Below are 15344 nucleotides of genomic sequence, written 5' to 3' on the forward strand. Positions count from 1 at the left end.
CCCACTCGTCATCCCTGCCGGGAGCGGGGGACCAGCCTGCCTTGGCGGCCAGATTCCGGCTCAGGGAAGCCGGATGACACGAGACTGATTTCAAACCGGGCAAGAAGCCGGATCTGGCCAGCTGTGATACGGACGGTGCTTGCCAGTCGTGCCCGGCGACTCAAGATGAACCGTCTCTCTACCATTTCGAAGGAAGAAGTCCATGCGCTCTATCTATTGCGGACAGGTCAATGAGGCCCATGCCGGGCAGACCATTACATTGTGCGGTTGGGTCCATCGTCGTCGCGATCTCGGCGGCCTCATCTTTATCGACATGCGCGACCGCGAGGGCATCGTGCAGGTGTTCTTCGATCCGGACAAGCCGGACGCCTTCGCCCTGGCCTCCGAGCTGCGCGGCGAGTTCTGCATCCAGGTGACCGGCGTGGTGCGCACCCGTCCCGAGTCCCAGCGCAACAGCGACATGGCCACAGGTGCCATCGAGGTGTTCGCCCACGAGCTCACCATCATCAACCGTGCCGAGCCGCTGCCGCTGGACTTCAACCAGGTCAACAGCGAAGAGGTGAGCCTCAAGTACCGCTACCTGGACCTGCGCCGTCCCGAGATGGCCAAATATCTGAAGACCCGCGCCAAGGCCAGTGCCTTCGTGCGTCGCTTCATGGACGAGCACGGCTTCCTCGACATCGAGACCCCCATGCTGACCAAGGCGACCCCGGAAGGGGCCCGCGACTACCTGGTGCCGAGCCGCGTGCACAAGGGCAAGTTCTACGCCCTGCCGCAGTCCCCCCAGCTGTTCAAGCAGCTGCTGATGATGTCCGGCTTCGACCGCTACTACCAGATCGTCAAGTGCTTCCGCGACGAAGACCTGCGTGCCGACCGCCAGCCGGAATTCACCCAGATCGACGTGGAGACCTCCTTCATGACCGCGCCCCAGGTGCGTGAAATCATGGAAGAGATGATCCGCAAACTGTGGCTGCACATCCTGAACGTGGATCTGGGCGACTTCCCCATCATGACCTTCGACGAGGCCATGCGCCGCTTCGGCTCCGACAAGCCGGACCTGCGCCTGCCCATGGAGCTGGTGGACGTGGCAGACCTCTTGACCGAGGTGGAGTTCGCCGTGTTCGCGGGCCCCGCCAAGGATCCGAAAGGCCGCGTCGCAGCCCTGAAAGTCCCGGGCGGCGCGGAGCTGTCCCGCAAGCAGATCGACGAGTACACCAAGTTCGTCGGCATCTACGGTGCCAAGGGCCTAGCCTGGATGAAGGTCAACAACGCGGCCAGCGGCCTCGAGGGCGTGCAGTCCCCGGTGGCCAAGTTCCTCTCCGACGCCATCGTGCGCGAGATCCTGGCCCGCACCGGCGCGGCCGACGGCGACATCCTCTTCTTCGGCGCCGACTCCAAGAAAGTGGTGTGCGACGCCATGGGCGCCCTGCGCCTCAAGGTGGGCCGCGATCTGGGTCTGGTGGAGAACGTCTGGAAGCCGCTCTGGGTCATCGACTTCCCCATGTTCGAGGAAGACGGCGAAGGCGGTCTGGCGGCCATGCACCACCCCTTCACCGCGCCGAGCAACCTGGGCCCGAGCGAGCTCAAGGCCAACCCCCTGGGTGCCTACGCGAACGCCTACGACATGGTGATTAACGGTTACGAAGTGGGTGGCGGCTCCGTGCGTATCCACAACAGCGAGATGCAGGCCACCGTGTTCGACATCCTGGGGATCACCCCGGACGAGCAGCGCCTGAAGTTCGGCTTCCTGCTGGATGCCCTCAAATACGGCACCCCGCCTCACGCCGGCCTGGCGTTCGGTCTGGATCGCCTCAGCATGCTGCTGACCGGCACCGACAACATTCGGGATGTCATCGCCTTCCCGAAAACCACCGCGGCCGCCTGTCTGATGACGGACGCCCCGAGCTTTGCCAACCCGACCCAGCTGGGCGAGCTGGCGATTGCGACCACCGTCAAAGACGAGCCGGTGTTTAAAGGCAACAAATAAGAAAGGGACTGGCCGCTAATGCGGTCAGCCCAATAATTCTCTAATTGATTGAAATATAACGGAGAGTCCCTATGGCAGGTCACAGTAAATGGGCCAACATCAAACACCGCAAGGCGGCGCAAGACGCCAAGCGCGGCAAGATCTTCACCAAGCTGATCCGCGAAATCACCACCTCCGCGCGTCTGGGTGATGCGGATCCTGCCAACAACCCGCGCCTGCGTGCGGCGGTGGCGGCGGCCCTGACCAGCAACATGACCCGCGACACCATCAACCGTGCCATCCAGCGTGGCGCCGGCGGTGGTGACGGCGAACAGCTCGAGACCATAGTCTACGAAGGGTACGGCCCGGCCGGTTCCGCCGTCATGGTGGAGTGCCTGACCGACAACCGCAACCGCACCGTGGCCGAAGTGCGTCACGCCTTCAGCAAGTGCGGCGGCAACCTGGGGACCGATGGCTCCGTGGCCTACCTGTTCACCAAGAAGGGCGTACTGACCTTCGTGGGCGCCGATGAAGACGCCCTGATGGATGCCGCCCTGGAGGCGGGTGCCGACGACGTGGTGACCGAAGAGGATGGCACCATAGAGGTGTACACCACCCCGAACGACTTCGGCACCGTGCTGGACGGTCTGGAAGCCGCCGGCTTCAAGCCCGAGAGCGCCGAAGTGACCATGATCGCCTCCACCGAGGCTGAGCTGGATGCCGAGACCGCCCCCAAGCTGATGCGCCTCATCGACATGCTGGAAGATCTGGACGACGTGCAGGAGGTGTACCACAACGGCTCCATCTCCGACGAAGTGGCGGCAACCCTGTAAACCCGCCCTGGAGGGCCGCAATGGCGGCATCCTCCTTCGGCGAGGCGGCAACGCCCCTGAGCGCCCGCCTCCCAACTTGCACCAAAAACGGCAGCCACCGGCTGCCGTTTTTTTATCCGCCAGACTCTGCCAACTCCGCTTTTCTTCGCGCCCCCCCTTAATGTCCGCTTAAGTTTGCCCCTCTAGGATCAGCTTGCATCCTGGCCGCTCCGGTCATCACTCCGTTCGGGAAGAGGGAGGGGATGCGCACAACGGAGCCTCCTTGCAAGGCTTCAGGAATCACTGGTTTGTCGGAGTCTCTCTATGCGTCCCACTCTGGGAGTGATCAAGGTCAATCTGTTGCTGGTGCTGTTGTTTGCACTGGTGTTCAACTGGCCCATCTTTCTGCACTTTTACCGGATCCTCAGCGCCCTCGAGCATGTGAAGGCGGGCTTCGCGCTCTCCATTCCCTTCGTGCTGATCGCCGCGCTCAACGCCGTCTTCCTGCCGTTCACCTTCAAGTATCTGCTCAAGCCCTTCTTCACCCTGCTGATCCTGACCGGCTCCCTGGCCAGCTACGCCATGCTCAAATACGGGATCATCTTCGATGTGGGCATGGTGCAGAACGTGGTCGAGACCAACAGCGGGGAGGCGGGCTCCTACCTCAACGGCTCCGTGGCGCTCTGGTTCCTGCTCACCGGCGTGCTGCCGGTGCTCTGCCTGCTCTGGATCCGGGTGGAGTACCCGAGCCGCTGGTACAAGGGGCTGGGCATGCGCCTCGGGGGCATCAGCCTCTCCCTGCTGTTCCTGCTCGGGGTCGCTGCCCTCTACTATCAGGATTACGCCTCGGTCGGGCGCAACAACCACAACATCGTCAAAGAGATAGTGCCCTCCAACTATGTGCGCGGCGTCTATCGCTATGCCAGGGACATCCTCTTCGCGACCCCCATTCCCTATGAGCAGATTGGCACCGACGCCAGGATCACGGCCAGGGGCGGCAAGCCGACCCTGATGTTCCTGGTGGTGGGGGAGACGGCCCGCAGCCAGAACTACTCCCTCAACGGCTATGGCAAGGAAACCAACGGGTTCACCGCCAGGGAGGCAGGGCTGGTCTCCTTCAGGGACGTGCGTTCCTGCGGCACCGCCACTGCGGTCTCCGTGCCCTGCATGTTCTCCAACCTCACCCGCCGCGGCTATGACGAGACCCTGGCCAAGTCCAGGGACGGCCTGCTGGACGTGCTGCAACACGCCGGCGTCTCCGTGCTCTGGAAGGAAAACGACGGCGGCTGCAAGGGGGTGTGCAAGCATGTGCCCACCATAGAGATCGAGCCCAAGGCCTTCCCGCAATATTGCGAGGGGGATGCCTGCCATGACGAGGTCCTGCTGCAGGGGCTGGATGAGCAGATCGCCGGGATGCGGGGCGGGCAGGGCGGCAAGCTGGTGGCCTTCCACCTGATGGGCAGCCACGGTCCGACCTACTATCGCCGCTACCCGGCCGCCGACCGCGCCTTCCTGCCGGACTGCCCGCGCAGCGACATCGAGAACTGCAGCAACGAGGAGCTGGTGAACACCTATGACAACACCATACGCTACACCGACAAGGTGCTGGCCCAGCTGATCGACAAGCTCAAGACCCTGGAAGATCAATACGATGTGGGCCTGGTCTATCTGTCGGATCACGGTGAATCCCTCGGGGCCATGGGGCTCTACCTGCACGGCACTCCCTACAAGTTTGCGCCGGACGATCAGACCCGGGTGCCGCTCCTGACCTGGTTCTCCCCCCAGTTGCAGGCGGATCGCCAGCTGAGCCTAGACTGCCTGCAGCAGGAGGCAGCCAGCAAGCGCTTCTCCCACGACAACCTGTTCCACTCCATGCTCGGCATCATGGACGTGCAGACCCAGGTGTATGACGGCAAGCTGGATCTGTTCAAGCCATGTAGAGCGGGGTGAGTCGGATGGATGGAACACGACAACCTGTTGCCCCGCACCATGCTCGGCATCCTGAATGTGCAGACCGAGGCCTGTAACGGCAAGCTGGATCTGTTCAAACCCTGCCGGGCGGGGTGAGCCACGGCGTCCGATTACGCCGCTACGCGGCTAATCGAACCTACGCTCGAAGCATCCATCAATAAAAAACGGCAGCCACTGGCTGCCGTTTTGGTTTGCAAGGTGAAGCCTTACTTCTGCTCCATGATGATCTGCAGCAGATCCCCTTCCAGCAGGGAGCGCTTGACCAGGGCGAAGCCGCCGATGGTGGGCTGATTCTGGAAGCGTGCCTTTACGATGGGCAGGCCGCGGTGGAAGCTTGGCAGGGACTGGTGCTCGACGCAGCGGCGGATGGCCGGGATCAGGATCTCCTCGGCGGCAGTGATTTCGCCGGCGATCAGCACCTTCTGCGGGTTGAACAGGTTGACCGTGATGGCGATGGCGCGGCCCAGGTGTTCCCCCACGTTCTCGATCACGCTGCGGGCCAGCTCGTCCCCGGCCAAGGCCGCCTTGCACACCTCCTGGATGGTGATGTGCTTCTCCTGCAGCGAGCTCAGGTGGCCGCGGCTGATGAGCTCCTTCACCTTGTCGACGATGGCCTCGTTGGAGGCGATGGTCTCCAGGCAGCCGAAGTTGCCGCAGTGGCAGCGCTTGCCGAGGGGCTCGACCTGGATGTGGCCGATCTCGCCGACGTTGCGGTTCTGGCCGAGGAACACCTTGCCCTTGGTGATGATGCCCGAGCCCGTCCCCTGATGGACGCTCACCAGGATGGAGTCCATGCAGTCACGGGACTCGCCGAAGAAGTGCTCTGCCAGCGCCAGGGAGCGGGTGTCGTTGCCCACGTAGCAGGGGAGGTTGAAGTGGTGCTCCAGGAGCTTGGCCAACCCCAGATTGCGGATCTGGTAGGTGGGGGTGTAGATGACCATGCCGGATTCCGGGTTGACCAGGCCCGGCATGGTGAGCGCGATGCTGATGAGGTTGCGGCTGCGGTCGTTGTTGGCGTCGATGAAGGCGCCGATCTCCCGCAGCAGCATGTCGATCACGGGTTGCTGCTCTATCTCGGTCACCTGGGTGACGTGCTGATCGAGCTCCTTGCCGTCGAGATCGTACAAGGAGAGCTGCAGATAGCCGCGACCGAGCTTGGCGGAGACAAAATGAAAGCGATGCTTGATGGTGGTCAGGGAGATGGCGCGCCGTCCGCCGGTCGATGCCTGGGGCGACGTCTCCCTGATGAGGCCATGCTCGATCAGTTGCCGGGTGATCTTGGTCACGCTGGCCGGGGCCAGCTGACTCAACTCGGCAATTTTGACCCGCGAGATGGGGCCCTGCAGGTCGATGAGCCGATAGACGACCGCACTGTTCACCTGCTTGATAAGATCTACGTTTGCTATTTGTCCGCCAGTCATAGTGTCACTGTGTTGTGTAGTGTCCGTTAACCACGGTCCCGCAGACCGTGAAGGCCTGATCAAAGACGGTGAGGTTGGCAATTTTTCCGACCTGGATACTACCGAGACGTGAGTCCCATCCAATGGCGCGCGCGGGGTAAAGGGTGGCCATTCTCAGTGCTTCGTCGAGCGGCAATCCGACCTGTTTGACCAGATTTTCCACCCCTTCGATCATGGTGAGGGCGGAGCCGCCGAGTGTACCATTCTCGTCGACGCACTGACCATCGCGGAAATAGACGGTTGCGCCACAAAAATCAAACTGCTCAAAGCCTTCCGGTGCCCCGGCCGCGGCGGTGGCATCGGTGACCAGCACCAGCCGCTCCCCCAGCATCCTGTGCGCTAGGCGCACGTTGGCCCAGTGCACGTGGTGGCCATCGACGATGATGCCGGCATAGACATCCTTGCGATCATAGATGGCCCCCACCACGCCGGGCTCGCGACCGTTCAGGGTCGGGGTCATGGCGTTGTAGAGGTGGGTCGCAAAGCGCATGCCGTTGTCAAAGCCGGCCATGGCCTGGTCGTAGTTGGCGGCGGTGTGGCCGGCGGAGACCAGGATGCCGGCCTCCACCAGGCGGCGGATGTGCTCGGGCTTGTTGCGCTCCGGTGCCAGGGTGATCTTGGCGATGGCGTCCGCGTTGTTGCAGAAGAAGTCGATCATCTCGTCGGCGGGCTGACGGATCTGTTCGGCCGGGTGGATGCCCTTGCGCTTGAGGTTGGTGTAGGGCCCCTCCAGGTGGACGCCCAGCACCTCGTTGGGGTGGACGGTCATGTAGTCGCGGGTGACGGCAACGGCCTGCTTCATGTCCGCATCCGGGCTGGTGATCAGGGTAGGCAGGAAGCTGGTGGTGCCGGATTTCAGGTTGGCCGCCTGCATGGTGGCCAGGGTCTGGGTGGTGATGTGACCGTTGAACATGACGCCGCCGCAGCCGTTGAGCTGGACGTCGATGAAGCCGGCGCTGAGGTTGGCGCCCTTGAGGTCGATCTGCTCGATGCCGGCGGGCAGCTCGGCCCGGCGTGAGATGGCGACAATCTGGTCGCCATCGATCACCACGCCATAACCGGTCAGCACGCAGCTGCCGGTGTAGATAGTGCAATTAGTCAGAGCGTACATGGCGGCTCCTCAGAGGTGCTTGATGTTGTCGGCTTCCAGCTGCTGGAAGTAGCGCACCGTCTTGACCTTCAGCTCCATGGTGGAGGGCTCGTCACACACGACGATGCCTTTCGGATGCAGCTGCAGGGTGGAGATGGTCCACATGTGGTTGACGCTGCCTTCCACCGTGGCCTGCAGGGCCTGGGCCTTGGCATGACCGATCACCAGGATCAGGATCTCTTCGGCATCCATCAGGGTGCCCACGCCCACGGTCAGCGCCAGCTTGGGCACCTGCTCCATGTCGCCACCGAAGAAGCGGGAGTTCGCGATCCGGGTGTCCTCGGTCAGGGTCTTGACCCGGGTGCGGGAAGCCAGGGATGAGGCCGGCTCGTTGAAGGCGATGTGGCCGTCGTTGCCGACCCCGCCCATGAACAGGTTGATCTTGCCGTAGGACTTGATCTTGTCCTCGTAGCGCTGGCACTCGGCTACCAGATCCGGCGCGTTGCCGTTGAGGATGTTGATGTTTTCCGGGCGAATGTCCACGTGGTTGAAGAAGTTGTTGTACATGAAGCTGTGGTAGCTCTCCGGGTGCTCCTTGGGCAGCCCCACGTACTCGTCCATGTTGAAGGTGACCACGTTCTGGAAGCTCACCTCGCCGGCCTTGTGCAGTTCAATCAGGCGCTTGTAGGTGTTGAGCGGCGTGCCGCCGGTGGGCAGCCCCAGCACGAAGGGGCGCTCGGCAGTGGGTTTGAACGCATTGATGCGGTCGACGATGTAACGGGCGGACCAGAGACCCACCTGGCTGGCAGACTTCAACGGGATCAGGCGCATTCTATATACCTCTGTACGGGTTGCAGCTGTCTATTGACGGCAAGACTAAAAGACACATCTAAGTTGTTTTATAGCGTAAATAAAGATTGCGAACTAAGCCACATCTATCCGCTACCTTTATCTCTGATGAGTGATAATGATCACGAATGTGGGTTTATTAATTTGCGCAGCGAAATAAAAGCCCTAGACTGCCAATCAAGCCTTGATGGCTTATGCGTCGAACGTGATAAGCACTTAATTTCTAGAAAAACACCAACTAAGGAGAGGAACCGTGAACATTCTCGGTTATTTGCAAAAGATCGGCCGTGCCCTGATGGTGCCGGTGGCGGTATTGCCTGCCGCAGCGATCCTGATGGGGATTGGCTACTGGATTGACCCGAACGGTTGGGGTGGCGGAAGCCCTCTGGCTGCGTTTCTGATCAAGGCGGGCGCCGCCATCATCGACAGCATGCCCATTCTGTTCGCCGTGGGCGTCGCCTATGGCATGTCCAAGGATAAAGACGGCTCCGCCGCGCTGGCCGGTCTGGTCGGCTTCCTGGTGGTCACCACCCTGCTGAGCCCGGGCGCCGTGGCCCAGATCAAGGGCATCCCGGCCGACCAGGTGCCGGCAGCCTTCGCCAAGATCAGCAACCAGTTCGTCGGCATCCTGTGTGGTGTCATCGCGGCCGAGCTGTACAACCGCTTCAGCAGCGTGGAGCTGCACAAGGCGCTGGCCTTCTTCTCCGGCCGTCGTCTGGTGCCGATCGTGACCTCCGTGGTGATGATCGTCGTCTCCTTCATCCTGATGGCGGTCTGGCCGGTCATCTACGGTGGCCTGGTCTCCTTCGGTGAATCCATCGTGAGCCTGGGCTCCACCGGCGCCGGCATCTACGCCTTCTTCAACCGCCTGCTGATCCCGGTCGGTCTGCACCACGCCCTGAACTCCGTGTTCTGGTTCGACGTGGCCGGCATCAACGACATCCCGAACTTCCTGGGTGGCCAATCCTCCATCGACGCCGGCAAGGCCGTCGTGGGCGTGACCGGCATGTACCAGGCCGGCTTCTTCCCCATCATGATGTTCGGTCTGCCGGGTGCCGCGCTGGCCATCTACCACAGCGCGAAGAAAGAGAACAAAGAGAAGGTTGCGTCCATCATGATCGCCGCCGCCTTTGCCGCCTTCTTCACCGGGGTGACCGAGCCGCTCGAGTTCTCCTTCATGTTCGTGGCACCGGTACTGTACGTCATCCACGCCCTGCTGACCGGCCTGTCCGTGTTCATCGCCTCCAGCATGCACTGGATCGCCGGTTTCGGCTTCAGTGCCGGTTTGGTGGACATGGTGCTCTCCAGCCGCAACCCGCTGGCCACCCAGTGGTACATGCTGCTGGTACAGGGTCTGGTGTTCTTCGGCCTCTACTACGTGGTCTTCCGCGCCGTGATCGCCAAGTTCAACCTGAAGACCCCGGGTCGTGAAGACGACGAAGCCGTGCCGGTACAGGCTCAGACCACCGACCGCACCGAGCTGGCCAAGCAGTATCTGGAAGTGCTGGGCGGCCAGGAGAACCTGGTGACCATCGACGCCTGCATCACCCGCCTGCGTCTGACCCTGAAAGACCGCAGCATCGTCGACGAGCGCAAGCTCAAAGCCCTAGGCGCGGCCGGTGTGGTCAAGCTCGGTGAGCAGAACCTGCAGGTGATTCTGGGCCCATTGGCCGAAATCATCGCCGGTGAGATGAAAGCCCTGCGTTAATCGAGCGACTCGCTCACCTCAAGTCTAAGTCCATTGTTGACATAACTAAGGGCCCCGCCTCGGGGCCCCATATAAAAAAAGCCAAGAAAATCCAACCTTTACTTCAAATGAGAGCAGCAGTTATGAACTTGAAACATTCTCTGTTAGCCATTGCCATGTCTACCGTTTTCGCCGGCCCAGCACTGGCAGCCGATGCCGCCAAGCAAGCCGTGGTCGATGCCCTCGCCAGCAACCTCGTCGTCAAGTACGAAGTCGTCACCAATGACGGTGCCGGCGCCGGCCTCGACTGCCAGGCACTGGGCTCAGAGTGGGCGAGCTGCGGCGTTGCCAAGCTGCACCTGACCAATACCGGGGCCGACGTCACCTCCAAGGACTGGAGCATCTATGTCTCCTCCATCCGCCGCATCCAGCGGGTGGACAACGACCAGTTCACCATCACCCACCTGACCGGCGACCTCTATCGTTTGACGCCAACCGAGAAGTTCCAGGGCTTTGCCAAGGACGCCACGGTCGAGGTGCCCCTGGTGGTGGAATACTGGGTACTGTTCGAATCTGACATCATGCCGAACTGGTATGTCGCCAGCGAAGGGGCCGAGCCGAAAGTGCTGGCCAGCATGAGCAACATCGACGACGCCAGCACCTACGAGAAGCCGATGCCGGCGGACGGCTGGAAGCGCACCAAGGATGACAACAACATCCTGATGAACAGCGAGACCCGCTTCGCCGCGAACCAGACCAGCACCCTGCTGCCTGCCGGCAAGATTGACGACCGCATCCTGCCGAGCCCGATGAAGCAGGTGGTCAAGGCCGGCCCCCAGGTCGACTTCTCCACCATCAAGCTCAATGCCCTGGATCTGCCGAGCGATCGCGCCGAGGCCGTCAAGGCGCAACTGACCAAGCTGGGTGTTACCCTCTCCGACACCGGCTACCCGGTCACCATCAAGCTCGGCAGCAAGCTCAAGCAGGCCGAAGGCTACGACATGACCATAGGCCAGAAGGGCACCGTCATTCAGGGTCACGACGTTGACGGCGCCTTCTGGGGGGCCCAGTCCCTGATCTCCCTCCTGGGGGTCAACGACAAGCTGGTGAGCCAGATGCATGTCGAGGATGCGCCGCGCTTTGAATACCGCGGCATGCAGACCGACGTGGCCCGTCACTTCCGAAGCCCGGAGACCCTGAAGAAGCTGGTGGACCAGATGTCCGCCATGAAGCTCAACGTGCTGCATCTGGGCCTGACCAACGATGAAGGCTGGCGCATCGAGATCCCGGGCCTGCCTGAGCTGACCGACGTCGGCAGCCAGCGTTGCCACGATCTCTCCGAGACCCAGTGCCTGATGCCGCAGCTCGGCTCCGGCCCCACCAGCGACAACCAGGGTTCCGGTTTCTACAGCAAGGCGGACTACATCGACCTGGTACGCTATGCCAAGGCCCGCGGCGTGACCGTGATCCCCGAGATCAACATGCCGGCCCACGCCCGTGCCGCCGTGGTCTCCATGGAGGCGCGCTACAAGCGTCTGATGAGCGAGGGCAAAGAGGCCGAGGCCAACCAGTTCCGACTGACCGACCCGGCCGATACCTCCAACGTCACCTCGGTCCAGTTCTACGACAAGATGTCCTTCATCAACCCCTGCCAGCCGGGTGCCGCCACCTTCGTGGCCAAGGTGATGGATGAAGTGGCCCAGATGCACCAGGCCGCCGGCCAGCCGCTGACCGCATGGCACTACGGTGGTGACGAGGCGAAGAACATCATGCAGGGCGGTGGCTATCAGGATCCGGCCGTCACCAAGAAAGAAGAGCTGGTGGCGTGGAAGGGCAACGTCGACTCCAGCAAGCAGGACAAGCCGTTCGGCAAGTCACCGATGTGCCAGAAGATGATCGACGATGGCAAGATCAAGGACGTGGCCGAGCTGCCGGTCCACTTTGCCAAGGAAGTGAGCGAGATGGTCAAGGGCCACGGCTTCTCCACCCTGCAGGCGTGGGAAGATGGCCTGAAGTACGCCACGGACGCCAGCGTGTTCGCCACCGACAAGACCCGGGTCAACTTCTGGGAAACCCTCTACTGGGGTGGCTTCAACGAGGCGATGAAGTGGGCGCACAAGGGCTATGAGGTGGTGCTCTCCAACCCCGACTACCTCTACTTCGACTTCCCGAACGAGGTACACCCGGCCGAGCGCGGCTACTACTGGGCCACCCGCTTCAACGACACCCGCAAGGTGTTCGCCTTCGCCCCGGAAAACCTGCCGCAGAACGCCGAGACCTCGGTTGACCGCGACGGCAACGCCTTCGTGGCCAAGGGGGATCAGGATCCGGTCAAGTTCAAGGGGATCTCCGGTCAGCAGTGGAGCGAAACCGTGCGCACCGATGCCCAGTACGAGTACATGGTCTATCCGCGCATCTTCTCCGTGGCCGAGCGCGCCTGGCACAAGGGCGGCTTCGAGCTCGACTACGTGAAGGGTCGCGAGTTCTCCGGCACCACCAAGCACGTGAACAAGACCACCCTGAACAAGGAGTGGAACCAGTTTGCCAACGTGCTGGGTCAGCGCGTGCTGCCCAAACTCGACCAGGCCGGGGTGGAATACCGCCTCTCCGTACCGGGTGCCAAGGTGGTGAACGGTGTGCTTGAAGCGAACGTGGATCTGCCGGGTCTGCCCATCCAGTACAGCCTGGACGGCACCAACTGGACCGCCTATGACGCCGCCGCCAAGCCGAGCGTGGATGGCAAGGTCTACCTGCGCACCACCAGCTTCGATGGTAAGCGCACCAGCCGCGTCACCGAGCTGAACTGATAGCTAGCCTTCAATCCATAACGCAAGGTGGGTCGCAAGACCCGCCTTTCCCAAGGGCGATAGGCCATCGGGCTTGGGAAAGGTTGACTCTGCGTGTGAACCTTTGTTGTGTGTGTTTTGTCTGTTTTTCATCACTTGAGACCCCGCCCCGTGCGGGGCTTTTTTTGACCAGGATCTCTGCAATTTCTCCCGTTTCGCCGTTTTTGGTGCGCCAATGACCCGAATTGGCCAAATTCAGGTTGAGGCAGGGCGCGTAATGAGGGATCATACCCGGCTTGACGGCGGGGGTATGAGGGTGCCAGCCGGCACAACGTCCGCCAGTGACGCATTTTTGAGGTGAGCCATGAGTCAGGCGAACAGCCCAACTAACTTTATTCGTCAGATCATTGATGAAGATCTGGCCAGCGGTAAGCACAACCGCGTGCATACCCGTTTCCCGCCGGAGCCGAACGGTTATCTCCATATCGGCCACGCCAAATCCATCTGCCTGAACTTCGGCATCGCCCGCGACTACCAGGGCCAGTGCAACCTGCGCTTCGATGACACCAACCCGGCGAAGGAAGACATCGAGTTCGTGGAGTCCATCAAGCAGGACGTGCAGTGGCTCGGCTTCCAGTGGAGCGGCGAGATCTGCTACTCCTCCGACTATTTCCACAAGCTGCACGGCTATGCCATCGAGCTCATCGAGAAGGGGCTGGCCTATGTGGACGAGCTCTCCCCGGAGCAGATGCGCGAATACCGCGGCACCCTGACCGCGCCGGGCAAGAACAGCCCGTTCCGCGATCGCAGCGTGGAAGAGAACCTGGCCCTGTTCGCCAAGATGAAGAACGGCGAGATGGCTGAAGGGAGCGCCTGCCTGCGCGCCAAGATCGACATGGCATCCCCCTTCATGGTGATGCGCGATCCCGTCATCTATCGCATCAAGTTTGCCCACCACCACCAGACCGGTGACGAATGGTGCATCTACCCGATGTATGACTTCACCCACTGCATCTCGGACGCCCTGGAGGGGATCACCCACTCCCTGTGCACCCTGGAGTTCCAGGACAACCGCCGCCTGTATGACTGGGTGCTGGACAACATCAGCATCGACTGTCACCCCCGTCAGTACGAGTTCTCCCGTCTGAACCTCGAATACACCGTCATGTCCAAGCGCAAGCTGAACCTGCTGGTGACCGAGGGGCACGTCAGCGGCTGGGATGACCCCCGCATGCTGACCGTCTCCGGTCTGCGCCGTCGTGGATACACCCCGGCTTCCATCCGCGAGTTCTGCAAGCGCATCGGCGTGACCAAGCAGGACAACATCGTCGAGATGAGCATGCTGGAAGCCTGTATCCGCGACGATCTCAACGAGAACGCCCCGCGCGCCATGGCCGTGCTGCACCCGGTGAAGGTGGTGATCAAGAACCTGGCGGCCGACGAGGTGCTGACGGCGCCTGCGCACCCGAACAAGCCGGAGATGGGGGCCCGTGAGCTGCACTTCTCCCGCGAGATCTTCATCGACGAGGCGGACTTCAAAGAGGAAGCGAACAAGCAGTTCAAGCGTCTGGTGCTGGGCAAGGAAGTGCGCCTGCGCAACGCCTACGTCATCAAGGCCGAGCGGATCGAGAAGGATGCGGATGGCAAGGTCACCTGCATCTACTGCTCCTACGATCCCGAGACCCTGGGCAAGGATCCGGCGGATGGCCGCAAGGTGAAAGGGGTGATCCATTGGGTCAGCGCCAGTCACTCCCTGCCGGCCGAAGTGCGTCTCTACGACCGTCTGTTCAAGGTGCCTAACCCGGGCGCCGAAGAGGACTTCGAGGCGGCCCTGAACCCGGAATCCCTGGTGATCATCGAGGGGGCCCGAGTGGAGGCTTCCCTGAAGGACGCCAGGCCGGAGTTTGCCTACCAGTTCGAACGCGAAGGGTACTTCTGCGCCGACAACAAGCTCTCCAGCGCCGAGCACCTGGTGTTCAACCGCACCGTGGCCCTGCGGGACGTCTGGGGCAAGGCCGAGGCCTGATATGAGAGGGCAGGGGAGACCCTGCCACTTCAATCCGGATGACGGACACAAAAAAGCCAGCGTGATGCTGGCTTTTTTCATGGCACGCGCGGCGAAGCGGTTATTCGTCGTGCTTGCAGTCACCGTTGGCGCAGTGGCCATACAGGTAGAGGCTGTGGTTGGTCAGGCGGATGTTGTGCGCCTTGGCGATGTCGCGCTGACGCTGCTCGATCACCTCGTCGGAGAACTCGATCACCTTGCCGCAGTCCAGGCAGACCAGGTGGTCGTGATGCTCCTGAGTCGCCAGCTCGAACACCGACTTGCCCCCTTCGAAGTGGTGACGGGTGACGATACCGGCATCATCAAACTGGTTGAGAACGCGATAGACGGTGGCGAGACCAATCTCCTCACCCTGATCGATCAGCCGTTTGTACAGATCTTCCGCACTGGTGTGCTGGCAGTCCGGCTGTTGCAGGATTTCCAGGATCTTGACGCGGGGCAAGGTGATCTTGAGCCCGGCCTTTTTTAACGCTTGGTTGTTGTCTGCCATATTCTATTTATTCGCATTCTCGAAGGTGTGGTTATTCTGATTGACTGCCGCTGGAATGGCAACCACGAACTCGCTTGGCCTGTCATTATAGGTCGTAGCCAAGTTAAAAATAAACACAGCAATTCAATGGGTTTAGCACATTTACCCCACTGGAAGATTAATCCGGCC

The 15344-nt window shown here is 61.6% G+C and carries 10 protein-coding genes; 6 read left to right on the forward strand and 4 right to left on the reverse strand.

From position 1 onward, the window contains the following. Positions 1 to 202 precede the first annotated feature (202 nt). The 3 genes from aspS to BN1132_RS10320 all read left to right on the forward strand — a co-directional run bounded on the left by aspS (position 203) and on the right by BN1132_RS10320 (position 4728). Positions 203 to 1987: an aspartate--tRNA ligase gene (aspS, locus tag BN1132_RS10310; RefSeq protein ID WP_042077317.1), complete on the forward strand. Its 1785-nt coding sequence runs from the start codon at positions 203 to 205 to the stop codon at positions 1985 to 1987. Positions 1988 to 2058: 71 nt separating this feature from the next. Beyond that, positions 2059 to 2799, forward strand: a complete 741-nt coding sequence (locus tag BN1132_RS10315; protein ID WP_042077319.1) for a YebC/PmpR family DNA-binding transcriptional regulator — start codon at positions 2059 to 2061, stop codon at positions 2797 to 2799. A gap of 303 nt (positions 2800 to 3102) precedes the next feature. After that, on the forward strand, positions 3103 to 4728 hold the full coding sequence (locus tag BN1132_RS10320) for a phosphoethanolamine transferase (RefSeq protein ID WP_042077320.1): 1626 nt from the start codon (positions 3103 to 3105) through the stop codon (positions 4726 to 4728). Positions 4729 to 4955: 227 nt separating this feature from the next. Here BN1132_RS10320 and nagC read toward each other — a convergent pair whose 3' ends face one another. Genes nagC through nagB form a run of 3 tightly spaced genes read right to left on the reverse strand, consistent with a single transcriptional unit; the run spans position 4956 to position 8130 of the window. Next, positions 4956 to 6170, reverse strand: a complete 1215-nt coding sequence (gene nagC, locus BN1132_RS10325) for a DNA-binding transcriptional regulator NagC (RefSeq protein WP_042077322.1) — start codon at positions 6168 to 6170, stop codon at positions 4956 to 4958. A gap of 4 nt (positions 6171 to 6174) precedes the next feature. Then, on the reverse strand, positions 6175 to 7320 hold the full coding sequence (gene nagA / locus BN1132_RS10330) for an N-acetylglucosamine-6-phosphate deacetylase (RefSeq protein WP_042077324.1): 1146 nt from the start codon (positions 7318 to 7320) through the stop codon (positions 6175 to 6177). A 9-nt stretch (positions 7321 to 7329) separates the two neighbouring features. Beyond that, on the reverse strand, positions 7330 to 8130 hold the full coding sequence (gene nagB, locus BN1132_RS10335) for a glucosamine-6-phosphate deaminase (protein ID WP_042077325.1): 801 nt from the start codon (positions 8128 to 8130) through the stop codon (positions 7330 to 7332). A gap of 271 nt (positions 8131 to 8401) precedes the next feature. On the opposite strand from nagB, the gene nagE reads away from it, so the two are divergent. The 3 genes from nagE (at position 8402) to glnS (ending at position 14647) form a co-directional block, all read left to right on the forward strand. Next, positions 8402 to 9856 carry an N-acetylglucosamine-specific PTS transporter subunit IIBC gene (gene nagE, locus BN1132_RS10340; RefSeq protein ID WP_042077327.1) on the forward strand — a complete coding sequence of 485 codons (1455 nt, stop codon included), beginning with the start codon at positions 8402 to 8404 and terminating at the stop codon, positions 9854 to 9856. Positions 9857 to 9978: 122 nt separating this feature from the next. Then, positions 9979 to 12642, forward strand: a complete 2664-nt coding sequence (locus BN1132_RS10345) for a beta-N-acetylhexosaminidase (protein WP_042077329.1) — start codon at positions 9979 to 9981, stop codon at positions 12640 to 12642. Between the two features lie 343 nt (positions 12643 to 12985). After that, the gene (gene glnS, locus BN1132_RS10350; protein WP_042077331.1) at positions 12986 to 14647 is read left to right on the forward strand and encodes a glutamine--tRNA ligase; all 1662 of its coding nucleotides are present in this window, start codon (positions 12986 to 12988) and stop codon (positions 14645 to 14647) included. A 100-nt stretch (positions 14648 to 14747) separates the two neighbouring features. On the opposite strand, the gene fur is transcribed toward glnS, so the two are convergent. Next, positions 14748 to 15176: a ferric iron uptake transcriptional regulator gene (fur, locus tag BN1132_RS10355; RefSeq protein ID WP_042077333.1), complete on the reverse strand. Its 429-nt coding sequence runs from the start codon at positions 15174 to 15176 to the stop codon at positions 14748 to 14750. Between the last annotated feature and the right edge of the window lie 168 nt (positions 15177 to 15344).

It is taken from the genome of Aeromonas sanarellii, from assembly GCF_000820085.1.
Classification (GTDB): Bacteria; Pseudomonadota; Gammaproteobacteria; order Enterobacterales; family Aeromonadaceae; genus Aeromonas; species Aeromonas sanarellii.